Genomic DNA, 13,749 nt, shown 5'->3' with positions numbered 1-13,749 from the left:
TGGATCATCATCGGCGTGCTGGTGCTGATGATGGTGCAGTCCTGGATCATCATGATCAAGAAGAGCCGCAACGTGGCCCGCGTGGCCCGTGCCAACGAACTCTTCCGCGAGTCCTTCGCCAAGGTGGGCCAGCGCCTGGAACTGCTGGCTGACGACGCCGCGCTGGCCAACCGCGTGGAGCACGCCTCGCTGTGGCGCCTGTACCGCGTGGCGGTCAATGAAATCCGCACCCGCCGTGCACAGGGCGCCGACACCACGTCGATCTCGGCCGCCACCATCGAAGCCATCCGCGCCTCGATGGACGCCGTGCGCACCAAGGAAAACCAGGCGCTGGGCGCCAAGCTGGGTTCGTTGTCCAACGCCATTGCCGGCGGTCCGTACATCGGCCTGCTGGGCACCGTGCTGGGCATCATGGTGGTGTTCCTTGGCACGGCCATGGCCGGCGACGTGAACATCAACGCGATCGCCCCGGGTATGGCTGCCGCACTGCTGGCCACCGCGATGGGCCTGTTCGTCGCGATCCCGGCGCTGTTTGGCTACAACCGCCTGGTCTCCCGCAATAAGGAAGTCGGCGCGGACATGCGTGTGTTCGTCGACGAGTTCGTCACCCGCCTGGCCGAAGTGCATGGCGAAACGCAGGCGCAGGAAGCCGCCCATCAACCCGCAATGCGCGCCCCGGCAGCCCGCCCGGCCGTGCGCGACGCGCAGCCGGCGCCGGCCGAGGCATAAGGAGCAATCATGGCTTCCGTATCCGCATCCCAGGACGATGACGACGACGCACCCGTCGACGGCATCAACATCACGCCGCTGGTCGACGTGCTCATGGTCGTGCTGGTCATGTTCATCCTGACCGCCACCGCGCAGATCGCCGGCATCAAGGTCAACCTGCCCAAGGCCAGTTCGAGCATGGCCTTGTCGCAACCCAAGACCAAGGCGATCTCGGTCAACGACGCGGGCCAGGTGTTCCTGGACGCCTACCCGGTCACGCTGCCCGAACTGGAAGACCGGCTGCGCACGGAGAAGGCGCTGAACCCCGACTTTCCGGTGATCGTGCGCGGCGATGCCGCCGTGCAGTACCAGAAAGTCGTGGAAGTGCTGGACCTGCTGCGCCGCCTGGAGCTTGCGCAGGTCGGGCTGGTCACCGGCAAGCCGCAATAGGGGCAAAGGCGAACGTCATGCCGCAACACGCAACCGATTCCTCGCGCGCGCAGCAACCGTGGCGCCGCTGGCTGAAGCTGGCGACCGTCGTGGTGGCGGCGGCCGTGGCGGCCTACGCGCTCTGGCGCTGGGCCAATGACATGTCCGGCGTCCGGCGCGATGCGCCCAAGGTGACGGCAATCATCCCGCTGCCCCCGCCGCCGCCGCCGCCGCCCGAACCCGAGAAGCCGCCGGAGCCCGAGCAGCCCAAGGACGAACCCGAGGTGCCGCCCGAACCCGAGCCGCAGCCCACGCCCGAACCGCCCAAGCCGCAGGACGAGGCTCCGCCGCGTCCCGCCGACGACCTGGCCAACCCGATGCAGATCGACGGCGAAGCGCAGGCCGGCTCCGACGCGTTCAACATCGGCGCGGGCCAGGGCAAGGGCATGGCCGGCGGCGGCGGAGGCCGCGCGGGCAACGCCACCTATAGCCAGTACCTGGCCTACGCACTGCAAAAGATCCTGCGCGAAGACGAGCGCACCCGCAATCTGACCTTCCGCCTGCAAGCCAACATCTGGCTCACGGCGTCCGGACAGATCACACGGGTTGAGCTGACCCGCGGTAGCGGTGATGCCGACGTCGACGCCCGCGTGGTCGCCGCGCTGCGCGCCGTAGCTGCCCTGGACGAACGTCCGCCGGCCTCAGCCAGCATGCCGATTCGCGCATCGCTGACCGGCCGCCGCCCATCCTGAACCTCGAATTGAATCGATCCCGGAGATCCTGAGAATGAAGTTCCAATTGAACCGGCTGGCGGCGTCGCTTGCGCTGGCCGTGGCGGGCGCCGCCGCATCGCCCGCGCTAGCAGCCCCCGCAGCAGCCCCCGCGCCGTCCGAGAACGCCACCATCAACCTGATCCGCCTGCTCGTGCAGCAAGGCGTGCTGAAAGCCGAGCAGGCCGACGCGCTGGTCGCGCAGGCCGAGGCCGAAGCGAAGGCCGCCCGTCAGAGCACGCCGGACCGCGGCGCCGCCGTGGCGCAGGCGGGCGACGTGCGCGTCCCCTACATCCCGCAGACCGTTCGCGACCAGATCCGCGACGAGGTCAAAGCGGAAGTCATGGTGCAGGCCAAGGAAGAAAACTGGGCCCAGCCCAACACGTTCCCGGACTGGGTGTCCCGCATCACGGTCGAAGGCGACGTGCGGGTGCGCGACGAATCGCGTCTCTACAACGGCAGCAACAGCAACGAAATCACGAACTTCGCGGCGCTGAACGCCAACGGCCCGTACGACGTGAACCCCAACACCAGCACCAAGTTCCCGCCGATGCTGAACACGCGCGAGGATCGCCGCAACCAATTGCGAATCCGCGCGCGGCTGGGCGTGCGCGCCGAGATTTCTGAGGCCTGGACCGCCGGCATCCGTCTTGCCACGGGCAGCGACGACAGCCCGGTCTCGACCTCGCAGACGCTGGGCGGCGGCATGGCCAAGAAGGACATCTGGCTGGACCAGGCCTACCTGACTTACCGCCCGGCCAAGTGGGCCACGGTGACCGGCGGGCGTATCGGCAATCCGTTCGAGTCCACCGACACGCTCTTCTCCAACGACCTGAACTTCGACGGCGTGGCCGCGATCTTCAAGCACCCGTTGCAGGGCCGCGACGTCACCCTGTTCGGAACGCTGGGCGCCTTTGCCACCGAGTACGCGCACAACAGCTGGAGCTCCAGCACCATGACCGAAGGCGAGAGCGAGAACAAGTGGCTGTTCGGCGCGCAGGTCGGCGCGGACTGGAAGATCAACAACCAGAACAGCCTGCGCGGCGCGCTTGCCTACTATCACTTCGACAACATCGCGGGCCAGCGCTCCAGCCCCTGCTCGCCGTGGGCGGGCGACGAGACCTGCAGCACCGACTGGTCGCGTCCGGCGTTCATGCAGAAGGGCAACACGCTGTTCCTGCTGCGCAACATCACGCCCAATCCGCTGGACCCGGCCAATACGCCGCAGCCGCAGTACGTGGGTCTGGCGTCCAAGTTCGATCTGCTTGATCTGAACCTGCGCTGGGATACGCGCGTCTTCAACGGTCTGGGCCTGCGCCTGAACGGCAACTACATCCGCAACCTTGCCTACAACAAGGGCAAGATGATGAGCCGCTCGCAGGGCAACATCGTCAACAACTTCGGCGAGAACGGCGAGATCGAGAGCGGCCCCAACGCCTGGATGCTGCAGGCCACGCTGGGACGTTCGTATGACCTGAAGGAGAAGGGCGACTGGCTGGCCTTCGTTGGCTACAAGTACATCCAGCCGGATGCGCTGCCCGACGCCTTCAACGATTCGTCCTTCCACCAGGGCGGCACCAACGCGCGCGGCTACTACATCGGCGGCGGCTATGCCTTCGACAAGAACGTCTACGGCGTCTTCCGCTGGATGAGCACCAAGGAAATCTACGGGGCGCCCTTTGCCATCGACACGATGCAGTTCGAGATCAACGCCAGATTCTGAGGTCATGGACATGCATATCGAATGGGACGAATCGCGCCATCCGCCCGGCGCGGGTCGCGGGCGCCGGATGGCGGCGGCGGTGGCGCTGTGCGCCGCGGGCCTCTCGCTGACCGGCGTGGCGCAGGCCGAAAGCATGGAGGAGCGCCTGCGCGCGCAGTTGCGCACCACCACTCAGCAGCTGTCGCAGCTGCAGGGCGAGCAGGCGCAGGTCAACGCGGCCAAGGCCGCCGCCGAAGCGCAGCGCGATGCCGCGCTCAAGGAGCTGGAAGCCCTGCGCGGCCAGCTCGCAACGGCGCGCGGCCAGGCCGAGAAGCTGGCCGGGCAGCAGGAGGCGGTGATGGAAGGCGCGCAGGCGCAGGTCGCCGCCACCCAGGCGCAACTTGGCAAGTTCAAGGGCGCGTATGACGAACTGCTGACGATGGCCCGGGGCAAGGAAGCCGAGCGTCAGACGCTGGCCAAGCACCTCGCGCAACGCGACGAGGAGGTCAAGGTCTGCGTGGCGCGCAACCGCGAGATGTACGACGCGGGCAAGGAAATCCTCAACGCCTATGAACGCATCAGCACGGGCGACATCCTGGCGCTGAAGCAGCCCTTCGCGGCCAAGGCGCGCGTTCGCTTTGAGGAGCAGGCGCAGGCCTACGGCGACAAGCTGTACGACGCCCAGGTGCCGCCCAGTCAAGCCGCTGCAACGTCCAATCCGTAATCTGACAAGACAGTTTCACTTTTTATTCCAGGAATACCGCAATGACCGAATCCAGCCTGATCCTCGACGTGAACGCCGCGCGCCTTCAAGACCTGCTGCAAGCGCAGGGCTACCGCGTGACGCTGTCCGAACAGAACGGCATGGTGCAGTTGCTCAGCGCCAGCCAGGGCGTGGGCTTTGCCGCCCGCATGGGCAATCCCGCCCAAGACGAAGGCCAGTATCTGGACTACACGATGAGCTGCGCGCTGCGCGTGCAAGGCCAGCTGCCGGAAGGCCTGGCCGAGCGCTGGAACGTGGAGAAGCGCTTTGCGCGTCTGTCTGTGCAGGGCGTCTTCCTTGTGCTGGAGCTGGACGTGATCGTGGCCGGCGGCGTTTCGGAGACGTACCTCCGCGCCACGACCGAACTGTGGGACCGCCTGCTGCAGGAGTTCCTGCTGTTCCTGCGCGCCAACGCCACGGGGCAGTCGGCTGACGAAGCCTCCGCCGGTGTGGCCGAGGCGCGTGAGGAAGACGCCGCCGTCGCGGACGCCGTGTCTGAAGAAGCGGCGCGCTGAGAAACACGGAGACCGCCCCGCGAGGGGCCTGCCGGGCACGGTCCCGGCAGTTCCATGTGATGCAAAGGTTCCAACCATGACCACGATCCTGAAATCTCCCGCCACGCTGCGCGCGGCCGGGGCAGTACTGACCATCGCCGTGCTGGCCGGCGCGGTGGCGCTGATTGGCGGCAAGGATGCGCAAAGCAGCGAAACGGCCGCGGCCGCGGCGGCCGCGGCGGCCGCGAAGCCCGCCGCGGGTTCGCCCGCCGCGGGTTCGCCTGCCGCGGGATCGCCTGCCGCATCCAAGACCGGCGCCGTCCCGGCAGGCGGCGCCGCCGCCGCGCCGGCCAAGGGCCCGGCGGTCGCGACGCTGGGCGCCGTGCAGGTGGACCGTGACGAGTTGCTGCGTCAGCTGGACATGCTGCCGCCGCAGACGCTGGCGCAGATGAAGGACAACCGTGCGGCGCTGGAGCAGTGGCTGCGCGCCCGCCTGGCCGAGAAGGCGCTGGTCGCACAGGCGCGCGCGCAGGGCTGGCAGGACAAACCAGAGCTGCAACGCGCCTTCCAGGCCGCGCAAGAGCGGATCGTGATGCAGACGTATCTGGAATCCGTCAGCCGCGCGCCCGACGACTACCCCGCCGCGGCGGACCTGCAGGACGCCTACGAGCGTGCCAAGCCCCAACTGACGCAACCGGCGATGTACCGGATCAGCCAGATCTTCCTGCCCGTCGCCCCGGGCGACGATCAGGCGCTGGCCGCTGCCCGCAAGCAGGCGCAGGACCTGGTCAAGCGCGCGCAGGCGCCCAAGGGCGATTTCGCGGCGCTGGCGCGCGAGTATTCGCGCGACGCCACCACCCGCGAGCAGGGCGGCGACATCGGCTACGCGCCGTTGGCGCAGTTGACGCCCGAAATGCGTCCGGTGGTCGAAAAGCTGAAGGCCGGCCAGGTGGCCGACCCCGTCCGTTCGGCGGCGGGGTTGCACATCCTGAAACTGTCGGACGTGCGCGCCGCCAGCGTCACGCCTTTCGAGCAGGTCAAGGAAGCGCTGCGCGTGGCGCTGCGCAACGAACGTCAGGAACTGGCCGCGCGGGCCTATCTGGAGGGCTTGTTGAATGCCGGCACCGTCAGCATCGATGGCGCGGCGCTCAATGCCGCATTGGACCAATCCGGCACAGGACAGTCAGCCAAGCCCGCCGTCGCGCGCGCACCCTGACTCCCGGTCCGGCGGGACGGACGCGATCCTGTCCAAGCCGGTCACGCACGCGCTGGACACACGCCTGGAGCAGGCGCTGGGCTGGACGGGTCCGCCCAATACCCTGCACTGCGCGGCGGCCCTGCTGCGCGCCCTGCGCGTCACGTTTGCCGCGCGCACGCGGGACTGGTTTCCGCTGATGCCGGCGGACGCGCGCGGGCTACGGCACGATGCGGTCCGCGAGCGTGGTCTGGATCTGGCCGACCTGCGCATGTTGCACCGGGCGTTGCGGGTTGCGTGGCTGGCCGAGCTGGTGTTTGGCGACCGCGATCTCGCCCATCTGTGGCTGTGCCAGCCCAAACGGCGGCTGCATGGCAGGGTGCCGCTGCTGCTGGCCCAGTTCGGGCAACACGCGCAGGCGATCGAGCAATGGCTCATCGATATCGACGAAGGAAACGTCTCATGATCCGGCTCTGGCGGTTGAGCAACAGCGAGGACCTGGTGCCGCGCGCCCGGCCCGCAGGCCGCTGGCACTATGCGGGCGCGCCGGTCCTGGCGCTGGACGCCTCGCCGGCGGCGGCCGTGTTCGCCCGGCTGGCGCATGCCGAGGCCGAACATCCGCGCAGCTTGCCGCGCCATTATGTTCTGCTGGAGATCGAGGCGCCGCGTGCGACGGTGGCCGAGGTCGAGGCGCCGGTCCACTGGCGGACCGACACGTCGGCCACGCGGACGGTTGGAAACGCCTGGCTGGCGCAGGGCGACGCCCTGTTGCTTCGCGTGCCGTCGTCCGCGGGCGGGGTGCAGTATCTGCTCAATGCGGCGCATCCGCGCATCGGGCAGTGCCGGATCGTGGCGTCGCTGGCGTATCCGTTTGGTCAGCACTTGACCGGCATTGCCCGCGCGGTTCAGGAGGACGCGGGCTGGCTCGTCGGCTGGCGGCCGGGAGAAGAGTGAGGGATGGGGGAGGCGCGTGGCGCGGTCTTCGGACCGGGCCGCGGCGGCAGCGGACTAGAATATTGCGCATCGCGCCGGCAACCGGCGCGGCAACCGTGTCCTTGCCCCACGCCAATCCCAGGAGCACTCCGTATGACCGCAACTTCCGCTGCCCCCGTGCTGGGCGCAGCGCTGCCCGCCCGCACTGCGCAGGTGGACGTCGTCTCGATCCAATCCCAGGTTGTCTACGGCTATGTCGGCAACAACGCCGCGATGCCGGTGTTTCGCAAGGCGGGGCTGCGCGCGATCGCGCTGCCGACCGTCATTCTCAGCAACACGCCGCACTATCCCACGCTGCACGGCGGGGCGGTGCCGCTGGACTGGTTCGAGGGCTTGCTGCAAGGGTTGAACGAACGGCGCGTGAGCCAGGTGGCGCGCGCGGTGGTCTGCGGGTATCTGGGGCAGCCGGGGCAGGCGAACCTGCTGGCGCAATGGCTGTCGGACGTGCGCGCGTCGCGTCCTGACCTGCGCGTGTTCATCGACCCGGTCATGGGCGACCGCAACGACGGACTGTACGTGAACGAAGGGCTGGTCGCGCAGTACCGGGATCTGCTGGTGCCGCTGGCCGAGGGCATGACCCCCAATCATTTCGAACTGGAACTGCTGGTCGGCCGGCCGCTGTCATCGGTGGACGAGGTGGTGGCTGCGGCGCGCGAGCTCATCGCGCGCGGGCCGAAATGGATCGTCGCAACCAGCGCCGCGCCGATGGCCGCCGCGCCCGGCACGCTGCAACTGGTGGCCGTGACGCGCGACGACGCCACGGTGGTCACGCATCCTGAGATTGCGATTCCGCCGTCGGTGCATGGCACGGGCGACGTGTTCATGGCGGGCGTCGCATCGCGGCTGCTGAACGGTCTTGAGCTTGTCGAGGCGGTGCGCGAAGCGGCGGCCCAGGTCACGGTGACGCTGGAGCGCACCCGCGAACTGGGCTGGGAAGAATTGGCCGCAGAAGGTTGAGGCTGAGGCTAAGGCGGGTCTGAGGGCCAAGGCCCCGTCCCGCCTTGTCCGCATCAGTACGTCTTGTACGGCAGGAACTTGCCGCTCATCACGATCTGCACGCGGTCGCCCTTTGGGTCGGCCTCGCGCGACAGGTCCATCTTGAAGTCGATGGCGCTCATGATGCCGTCGCCAAACTCTTCATTGATCAGCGCCTTGAAGGTGGTGCCGTAGACGTTGATCAGCTCATAGAAGCGGTAGATCAGCGGATCGGTGGGCACTGTGGTCGGCAGCGAGCCCTTGTACGGCACAACCTGCAGTTGCACGACGGCGTCGGCCGGCAGGTCCAGCACGCGGGCGGCGGCCAGCGCCTGTTCCTCGGTCATGGTCATCTGGCCCAGCAGCGCGGCGGTGGTCCACTCCTTGCTCTGGCCGACGGCTTCGGCGATGGCGCCCCACGAGAGCTTTTTTTCCAGCTTGCGGGTGACGACGAGTTCGGTGACTTCAGCGCGGGACATCATGATGGTTCACTCCTTGTGATGGGCCTTGTCGACCAGGAAGTCGACGAGATGGTTACGGATGTCGTAATAACGGGATTCGTGATGCAGGCTGGCGCGCGTGCGGTCGCGCGGCAGGTCCACGGTGACGGATTCGGCGATGCGGGCGTACGGGCCCGCGCTCATGAGCAGGATGCGGTCGGACAGCAGGATTGCTTCGTCGACGTCGTGCGTGATCATGAAGACGGTCTGGCGCGTTTCCTGGACGATGGCGCGCAACTCGTCCTGGATGGCGCCGCGCGTCAGCGCGTCCAGGGCGCCAAAGGGCTCGTCCAGGAGCAGCATCTTGGGCTGGATGGCAAAGGCGCGGGCGATGCCGACGCGCTGCTTCATGCCGCCGGACAGTTCGCAGGGTTTCTTGGCGGCGGCGTGGCCGAGGCCAACCATGTCCAGATAGCGCTGGCTGTGCGTGCGGACCTGTTCGCGGTTGTAGGCCGGCCAGCGCGAGCGCACGCCGAATTCCACGTTCTGCAGCGCCGTCAGCCAGGGCAGCAGCGCGTGCGCCTGAAACACGACCCCGCGTTCAAGTGACGGCCCCGCGACCTCGCGGCCGTCCATGATGACGATGCCTTCGTTGCTGTCGTCGATGCCGGCCAGCACGTTCAGGATGGTGGTCTTGCCGCAGCCGGAGTGGCCGATGACGCAGACGAACTGGCCCTTGTCGATCTGGAAGTCGATGTTCTCGAACACGGGCGGCTGCGGACGGCCATCGCGTCCGGCGTAACGCTTGCCCAGCCCTTGGACCTGCAGGAAAGATTGGCTCATGCGCGTTACTCCCGATAGCTCACCAGCCGGGCGGCGCGCGCCAGCAGGTTGTCCAGCAGCATGCCGATCAGGCCGATGAAGAAGATCGCGCAGATGATGTTGGAGATGGACAGGTTGTTCCACTCGTTCCAGACGAAGTAGCCGATGCCGGTGCCGCCGATCAGCATCTCGGCCGCCACGATGACCAGCCACGCGATGCCGACCGAGATGCGCATGCCCGTCATGATGGTGGGCGCCGCGGCAGGCAGGATGACCTGCAGCGCCGTGCGCAGCCGCGACACTTCCAGCGTGCGCGCCACGTTCAGCCAGTCCTGCCGCACGGCGCCCACGCCGAACGCGGTGTTCACCAGCATGGGCCACAGCGAGCAGATGAAGATCACGAAGACGGCGGAGGTGTTGGCGTCCTTGATCGTGTAGAGCGCCAGCGGCATCCACGCCAGCGGCGAAATCGGCTTGAGCACCTGGATGAAGGGATCGAACGCGCGGTACACGGTGCGCGACATGCCGATCAGGAACCCCAGCGGTATCGCGACCAGCGCTGCCAGGCCGAAGCCCGTCAGCACCCGCGCGACGGAGTAGCCCAGCTGGATGCCGATGCCTTTGTCGTTCGGCCCGCGGTCATAGAAGGGATCCTTCAGGTGCTGCCACAGCTGCGCGCCGACTTCGGCGGGACCCGGAAACGGCGTCTTGGACCCGCTGGCCGCGGCATTGCCGACCAGCGCGGCGTAGGCCGGGTCCACCGTCGCCTCGCCCGCGTCGGGGCGGGTGGCGGCGTGCCAGAGCAGCAGGAACGCCAGGAACAGGGCGATGGACAGGAACGTGGCCCGCCAGTGTTGCACGGACCCCATCAGGTCCTCCGGATCTTGAAGCTGGCGAGGTAGGCCTCGGGCTGGCTCGGGTCAAAGGGCTTGCCCATGACGCTGAAGGTCTTGCCGGTCTCCGCGGGCGGGGTCAGCCCGGCTTCGCGCATCAGGCGCACGGCGTCGGTCGCCAGGAAGACGTCGCTGGCGATCTTCTGATAATCGACGTCGCCCTTGACCTGGCCCCAGCGCTTCATCTGCGTCAGGATCCACACGGCGAACGACTGCCACGGCATGGGATCGAAGTCGATGCGGTTGGGATCGGTGATCACCTTGCCCAACCCGTCGGCGTAGGTGCCGGTCAGCACCTGTTCGACGACCGTGACGGGCTGGTTCAGGTAGTTGGGCGCGGCGATGGCGGTGGCGATTTCCTTGCGGTTGGCGGGATTGCGGGCGTAGGCGGTGGCCTCGATGATGGCTTTGAGCAGGGCCTGGTAGGTGTTGGGCATGGTGGTGACGAATTCCTTGCTGGCGGAGAACGCGCAGCAGGGATGGCCGTCCCAGATGGCCTTGGACAAGGTGTGAATGAAGCCGACGCCGTCGTAGACCGCGCGCTGGTTGACGGGGTCGGGCGCCAGGAAGCCGTCGATGTTGTCGGCGCGCAGGTTGGCCACCATCTCGGGGGGCGGCACGGAGCGGATCTGGACGTCGGTGTCGGGATCCAGGCCGTGCTCGGCCAGGTAGTAGCGCAACAGGTAGTTGTGCATGGAGTAGTCGAAGGGGACGGCGAACTTGAAGCCCTTCCAGTCCTTCGGGTCGCGCCGGTCCTTGTGCTTCATGGACAGCGTGATGGCCTGGCCGTTGATGTTTTCGACGGCGGGCATGGTCCATGGCACGGCGCGGCTGGCGCCGACGCCCATCGAAATCGCAAGCGGCATGGGCGACAGCATGTGGGCGGCGTCGTATTCACCGGACATGGCCTTGTCGCGGATGAGGGCCCAGCCGGCGGTCTTGACGACTTCGACGTCCAGGCCCTGCTTGCCGTAGAAGCCCATGGGGTGCGCCATGATGATGGGCGTGGCGCAGGTGATGGGGATGAAGCCGACCTTGAGTTTCTGCTTTTCGAGCGGGCCGGCGGTCTGCGCAAAGGCTTCCTTGGCGGCGGCCAGCGGAAAGATCGAGGCAATGGCGGCCATGGCGGTGCCGCTGCCGACGGCGCGAAGGAAGCGGCGGCGCAGCGCGTCCTGCGGGAACAGGGCGCGCATGACGGCCTGTTCGACGGCGTTGCTGGCGGTGTCGCCATTCAGGGCGGCGCGCTCGTGTTCGGCCTGGGACGCGTGGCGGCCGCAGCCGCAGGCAAGGCGGCTGTTGGCGTCGAACGGGTTGCTGAAGAGGGACATGGTGGCTCCTTCGATCGGGAATGGAGCCATCATGGGGCTGCGCCGCGGCAGCCGGTATCGCCGGTTCAACGATACGCGTGTAGGGGACTTACTACGTGGTGCGCGCGGTGCGCCGCGGTAGTGCGGATGCGCTCAGATCGCACCCAACTGGTGCGTGTTGGCGTAGGAGACCAGTTCCACGAGGGTGCGGACGTTGAGCTTTTCGAAGATGCGGCTACGGTAGGTCGAGATGGTGTTGACGGACAGGGCGAGCTGTTCGCCGATGGCCGAGACGGAGCGGCCGGCGACGAGCAGTTGCAGCACCTGGAATTCGCGGTTGGACAGGAGCTCGTGCGGCGGGCGGGAGCTGTCCTGGCGGACGGTGTGGGCGAGCAGTTCGGCGACGGTGGGCGTGACGTACATCTTGCCCGCGGCGGCGTTGGTCAGCGCGGCCAGCAGTTCTTCGGGCTCGCAGCCTTTGTTGAGGTAGGCGTGGGCGCCGGCGCGCAGGGCGCGGACGGCAAACTGGGATTCGGGGTAGACGGACAGCATGACGACGCCGAGCGCGGGGTGGTCGGCGCGGACGCTTTTCAGGACATCGAGGCCGTCGCGTTCGCCGAGGGCGACGTCCAGGACGATGGCGTCGTAATGCGCTTGGCGCAGGGCGCGCAGGGCGGCAGGGCCGTCGGCGGCTTCGTGGACGAGGGCGACGCGCGGGTCTTCTTCGAGGATGCGGGCGAGGCCGCGGCGGATGATGAGGTGGTCGTCGACGATGAGCAGGTTCAGGGGCATGGTTTGGTTTCCGTTATGCCGCCAGGGGGTTGAGGCGCAGGCGGGCGCGCATGCCGGCGCCGGGGGCGCTGTCGAGCGCAAGGTCGCCGCCGATGGCGCGGGCGCGTTCGCGCATGCCGAGGATGCCGAAGGTGTGCCGGTCTTCGGGCAACTGCATGCCGACGCCGTCGTCTTCAACGGTGAGGACGAGGCCGTCGGCGCCCCAGACGGCGCTGACGCTGACGCTGCGGGCGCGGGCGTGCCGCTGCACGTTGGTAAGCAGTTCCTGGACGATGCGGTAGATGGCGATTTCGGCGTTGCGGTCGAGGCGCAGGCTTTCGGTGTCGGGGGGGCAGAGGTAGCGGCATTGCAGGCCGCTGCGGGTTTGCAGGTCTTGCAGCAGGGCTTCGAGGGCGGCCCAGAGGCCCAGGTGGTCGAGGACGACGGGGCGCAGGTCGTTGAGGATGCGGCGGGTGGCGCCCATGGCGGTCTGCGTGACGTCGAGCATGCGGTCGAGGTGCGCCTGTAGGGCGGGGGTGGCGCTTAGCTGGCGGCGCAGCCAGTTCAAGTCGAGCTGCAGGGCGGTGAAGGAGGCGCCTAGATCGTCGTGGATGTTGCGGGCGATGTGGGCGCGTTCTTCTTCGCGCAGGGTGCTCAAGTGGGAGGAGAGGCGGCGCAGGGAGTCGTGGGCGGCGCTGAGTTCAGCGGTGCGTTCGCCGACGCGGCGTTCGAGCAGGGCCTGAGTGTTCTGCAGTTCGCGTTCGATGCCTTTGCGGGCGGTGATGTCGGAGAAGGTGACGACGGCGCCTACGACTTCCTGGTCGTTGCGGATGGGGTACGAGGCGTATTGGGCGTCGAAGCAGCTGCCGTCACGCCGCCAGAGCACTTCGTCGTCGGCGCGTTCGCCTCGGCCGTCGCGGAAGGCTTTGAAGATGCGGCAGTCGTGGACGGGCATCAGGGTGCGGTCGGCGTGGGAGTGGTGGATGAGGTAGTGCATGTTGCGGCCTACCAGCTCGTCGGGGGAGTAGCCGAGCATGTCGGCGCCGGCGCTGTTGATGAAGATGCACCTGCCGCGCAAGTCGATGCCGTAGATGCCTTCGCCGGCGGATTCCAGCAGCATTTCAAGCTGACGGCGCCAGGCGGCGTGGTGCGAGAGGTGCTTCAGGTCGGCGAACATGAATGGCCTGGTGCTTGTTGAATCTGCCGGGGGGGTGCCCCGGATCCCCTTGGTGCGCGAATCTTGGCTGCGCTTTTGCGCGGAGTTTACGGGACGGGTCGGGAGTTGCGGGGGGATTGAGGGAAATCCCTTCTTCGTTATGGGATGAGGTAGGTGTGGTTGCGGAGAGGGCTCTTAGGAAGTCCGGTGTGGGTTCGGTGCGGGTTCTTTAGGCGCCCGGTGCGGTGGCGACGGGTGCTGGTTCTTTAGACGCCTGGTGCGGTGGCGACGGGTGCTGGTTCTTTAGACGCCTGGTGCGGTGGCGACGGGT

At 67.7% G+C, this 13,749-nt stretch carries 16 protein-coding genes; 10 read left to right on the top strand and 6 right to left on the bottom strand.

From position 1 onward, the window contains the following. From RT697_RS22195 to pdxK, 10 genes are all read left to right on the top strand, one after another. Positions 1 to 729, top strand: a 729-nt coding sequence (locus tag RT697_RS22195) for a MotA/TolQ/ExbB proton channel family protein (RefSeq protein WP_313701825.1), incomplete at its 5' end; no start/stop codon positions are given. A gap of 9 nt (positions 730 to 738) precedes the next feature. Continuing rightward, a complete protein-coding gene (locus RT697_RS22190) occupies positions 739 to 1,158 on the top strand; it encodes a biopolymer transporter ExbD (protein ID WP_313701823.1) in 420 nt (139 codons plus the stop codon). Between the two features lie 17 nt (positions 1,159 to 1,175). Beyond that, complete coding sequence (locus RT697_RS22185; RefSeq protein WP_313701821.1) at positions 1,176 to 1,889, top strand: TonB C-terminal domain-containing protein; 714 nt, start codon at positions 1,176 to 1,178, stop codon at positions 1,887 to 1,889. A 34-nt stretch (positions 1,890 to 1,923) separates the two neighbouring features. Further along, complete coding sequence (locus tag RT697_RS22180; protein WP_313701819.1) at positions 1,924 to 3,630, top strand: putative porin; 1,707 nt, start codon at positions 1,924 to 1,926, stop codon at positions 3,628 to 3,630. Positions 3,631 to 3,640: 10 nt separating this feature from the next. Then, positions 3,641 to 4,333, top strand: a complete 693-nt coding sequence (locus RT697_RS22175; protein WP_313701818.1) for a DNA repair protein — start codon at positions 3,641 to 3,643, stop codon at positions 4,331 to 4,333. 41 nt (positions 4,334 to 4,374) lie between these two features. Then, entirely contained in the window at positions 4,375 to 4,887 is a 513-nt protein-coding gene (locus RT697_RS22170; protein WP_313701816.1) for a YbjN domain-containing protein, read from the top strand. 76 nt (positions 4,888 to 4,963) lie between these two features. Next, on the top strand, positions 4,964 to 6,082 hold the full coding sequence (locus tag RT697_RS22165; RefSeq protein ID WP_313701815.1) for a peptidylprolyl isomerase: 1,119 nt from the start codon (positions 4,964 to 4,966) through the stop codon (positions 6,080 to 6,082). After that, positions 6,018 to 6,527: an MbcA/ParS/Xre antitoxin family protein gene (locus RT697_RS22160; RefSeq protein WP_313701814.1), complete on the top strand. Its 510-nt coding sequence runs from the start codon at positions 6,018 to 6,020 to the stop codon at positions 6,525 to 6,527. Before RT697_RS22165 ends, RT697_RS22160 begins: the two co-directional genes overlap by 65 nt. Beyond that, positions 6,524 to 7,015 (top strand): RES family NAD+ phosphorylase, encoded by a 492-nt coding sequence (locus RT697_RS22155; RefSeq protein ID WP_313701813.1) that lies wholly within the window; start codon positions 6,524 to 6,526, stop codon positions 7,013 to 7,015. The genes RT697_RS22160 and RT697_RS22155 overlap by 4 nt, the downstream gene beginning before the upstream one ends. A 132-nt stretch (positions 7,016 to 7,147) precedes the next feature. Next, complete coding sequence (pdxK, locus tag RT697_RS22150) at positions 7,148 to 8,011, top strand: pyridoxine/pyridoxal/pyridoxamine kinase (RefSeq protein WP_313701811.1); 864 nt, start codon at positions 7,148 to 7,150, stop codon at positions 8,009 to 8,011. A 53-nt stretch (positions 8,012 to 8,064) separates the two neighbouring features. Here pdxK and cynS read toward each other — a convergent pair whose 3' ends face one another. From cynS to RT697_RS22120, 6 genes are all read right to left on the bottom strand, one after another. Further along, a complete protein-coding gene (gene cynS / locus RT697_RS22145; protein WP_105241620.1) occupies positions 8,065 to 8,508 on the bottom strand; it encodes a cyanase in 444 nt (147 codons plus the stop codon). A gap of 9 nt (positions 8,509 to 8,517) precedes the next feature. Beyond that, positions 8,518 to 9,312: an ABC transporter ATP-binding protein gene (locus RT697_RS22140; protein WP_313701809.1), complete on the bottom strand. Its 795-nt coding sequence runs from the start codon at positions 9,310 to 9,312 to the stop codon at positions 8,518 to 8,520. A 5-nt stretch (positions 9,313 to 9,317) separates the two neighbouring features. After that, a complete protein-coding gene (gene ntrB, locus RT697_RS22135) occupies positions 9,318 to 10,160 on the bottom strand; it encodes a nitrate ABC transporter permease (RefSeq protein ID WP_313701808.1) in 843 nt (280 codons plus the stop codon). Next, complete coding sequence (locus RT697_RS22130; protein ID WP_313701807.1) at positions 10,160 to 11,512, bottom strand: CmpA/NrtA family ABC transporter substrate-binding protein; 1,353 nt, start codon at positions 11,510 to 11,512, stop codon at positions 10,160 to 10,162. Before RT697_RS22130 ends, ntrB begins: the two co-directional genes overlap by 1 nt. A 132-nt stretch (positions 11,513 to 11,644) precedes the next feature. After that, entirely contained in the window at positions 11,645 to 12,283 is a 639-nt protein-coding gene (locus RT697_RS22125) for a response regulator transcription factor (protein ID WP_313701806.1), read from the bottom strand. 13 nt (positions 12,284 to 12,296) lie between these two features. Next, the gene (locus RT697_RS22120) at positions 12,297 to 13,439 is read right to left on the bottom strand and encodes a PAS domain-containing sensor histidine kinase (RefSeq protein WP_313701804.1); all 1,143 of its coding nucleotides are present in this window, start codon (positions 13,437 to 13,439) and stop codon (positions 12,297 to 12,299) included. Positions 13,440 to 13,749 lie beyond the last annotated feature (310 nt).

The sequence above is a fragment of the Achromobacter sp. genome (assembly GCF_032113835.1).
In the GTDB taxonomy this organism is placed as follows: Bacteria; Pseudomonadota; Gammaproteobacteria; order Burkholderiales; family Burkholderiaceae_B; genus Achromobacter.
This window is presented reverse-complemented; position numbering and strand designations above follow the sequence as displayed.

Bases quoted from the DNA above. Each gene is read 5' to 3' on its own strand.
- RT697_RS22190 (WP_313701823.1), top strand. From the start codon at position 739: ATGGCTTCCGTATCCGCATCCCAGGACGATGACGACGACGCACCCGTC.
- RT697_RS22185 (WP_313701821.1), top strand. From the start codon at position 1,176: ATGCCGCAACACGCAACCGATTCCTCGCGCGCGCAGCAACCGTGGCGC.
- RT697_RS22180 (WP_313701819.1), top strand. From the start codon at position 1,924: ATGAAGTTCCAATTGAACCGGCTGGCGGCGTCGCTTGCGCTGGCCGTG.
- RT697_RS22175 (WP_313701818.1), top strand. From the start codon at position 3,641: ATGCATATCGAATGGGACGAATCGCGCCATCCGCCCGGCGCGGGTCGC.
- RT697_RS22170 (WP_313701816.1), top strand. From the start codon at position 4,375: ATGACCGAATCCAGCCTGATCCTCGACGTGAACGCCGCGCGCCTTCAA.
- RT697_RS22165 (WP_313701815.1), top strand. From the start codon at position 4,964: ATGACCACGATCCTGAAATCTCCCGCCACGCTGCGCGCGGCCGGGGCA.
- RT697_RS22160 (WP_313701814.1), top strand. From the start codon at position 6,018: ATGCCGCATTGGACCAATCCGGCACAGGACAGTCAGCCAAGCCCGCCG.
- RT697_RS22155 (WP_313701813.1), top strand. From the start codon at position 6,524: ATGATCCGGCTCTGGCGGTTGAGCAACAGCGAGGACCTGGTGCCGCGC.
- pdxK (WP_313701811.1), top strand. From the start codon at position 7,148: ATGACCGCAACTTCCGCTGCCCCCGTGCTGGGCGCAGCGCTGCCCGCC.
- cynS (WP_105241620.1), bottom strand. From the start codon at position 8,508: ATGTCCCGCGCTGAAGTCACCGAACTCGTCGTCACCCGCAAGCTGGAA.
- RT697_RS22140 (WP_313701809.1), bottom strand. From the start codon at position 9,312: ATGAGCCAATCTTTCCTGCAGGTCCAAGGGCTGGGCAAGCGTTACGCC.
- ntrB (WP_313701808.1), bottom strand. From the start codon at position 10,160: ATGGGGTCCGTGCAACACTGGCGGGCCACGTTCCTGTCCATCGCCCTG.
- RT697_RS22130 (WP_313701807.1), bottom strand. From the start codon at position 11,512: ATGTCCCTCTTCAGCAACCCGTTCGACGCCAACAGCCGCCTTGCCTGC.
- RT697_RS22125 (WP_313701806.1), bottom strand. From the start codon at position 12,283: ATGCCCCTGAACCTGCTCATCGTCGACGACCACCTCATCATCCGCCGC.
- RT697_RS22120 (WP_313701804.1), bottom strand. From the start codon at position 13,439: ATGTTCGCCGACCTGAAGCACCTCTCGCACCACGCCGCCTGGCGCCGT.